Genomic DNA, 1,124 nt, shown 5'->3' with positions numbered 1-1,124 from the left:
ATCTTTTTTATTTGTCTGAGGGACATATAATCGCGTCATAAGTAAAATACGGTCTCTAAAATGACTGTAATTTCGATAGCCGTAGGCTGTTCGTTTCAATACTTTAATTTTATTATTAATACCTTCGATCGGGCCATTCGTTAAACCTGGATACGAGAACGTGTTGTGAATATACGTTTGGTACTTCTTAAAAGAACGTAAGACACGCCTTAACCCAGCTGGAAGCTGAAGTTGCTTCGCCTGAATTAAGGTAGATTCAAATCGTGGCCAATTGTTGGTACGGTAGGCATCCCCTAATTGATGGACAATCTGATAGGTGGCTTTTAGTTGGGTATCTTGAGCCAGTAAATAATCCACAATTCCTTGCGTATTCGTCAGCCAATCAAATAAAGGAAATCGGTGATAGGTTGTGGCTTTGAGGTCATTCGGATTTTTTTGGATTAACTTCCAATAGCGTTTTAATTTATTATATAATCGGCGGTCTTTGGTTCGAATGGTATTCATAAACTGCACACGATACTGCGATAATTCACGGTTTAAAGCCTGTATCAAGTGAAAGGGATCCATGATAATATCGGCATTGGGAAACCATCGATGAATGACTTGAATATAAGGTTCGTACATATCAATAGTGACAGATTTAACCTGACGGCGCACAGCGAGATCATAGCGAATAAAATAGTTTTTTAAAGAGCCCGCTTTTCGGTCTTCGACCACATCGACGACTTGATGATTTATAGCGTCGCAGTAAATAAAACTCATGGCGGCTTTGACTGATTTGACACTTTTGAATTCATCAAAACAGAGGTGCTCGGGTAACGAAGATGTGGGACGGATCCGAAGCGCAGCGGCAGCCTGATGAATGACGCGACGCACGGTATTCGGGGAAACATGGGTATCTTTGGCAATATCTACCTCTGACATCACACGTGTTGCCCGATCCATAATCATTTGTGTGACCCGCTTAGAAATAAAACAGTGAGGGTCCACAAAGGACGTTTTCGCTGTAAAGCTTTGGCCACAGGTTTTACATTTGAAGCGTTGTTTGGCTAAGTTTAAGTAGGCAGGAAGTCCCGTTATGCTCGCTAAAGTCAGACGAGAGTGACGCGTCCCATTTTTAACGA

1 protein-coding gene is annotated in these 1,124 nt (G+C 41.7%); it reads right to left on the bottom strand.

Features of this window, described 5'->3' with window-relative positions; all coding sequences use genetic code 11:
• The coding region (locus ACEN4N_RS11420; RefSeq protein WP_407094263.1) for an ISL3 family transposase at positions 1-1,124 on the bottom strand (1,124 nt) is incomplete at both ends.

The organism is Ruoffia sp. FAM 20857, from assembly GCF_045528645.1.
GTDB lineage: Bacteria > Bacillota > Bacilli > Lactobacillales > Aerococcaceae > Ruoffia > Ruoffia halotolerans.
The sequence above is the reverse complement of the archived record's forward strand: the minus strand, read 5'-3'. Positions and strand labels throughout refer to the sequence as shown.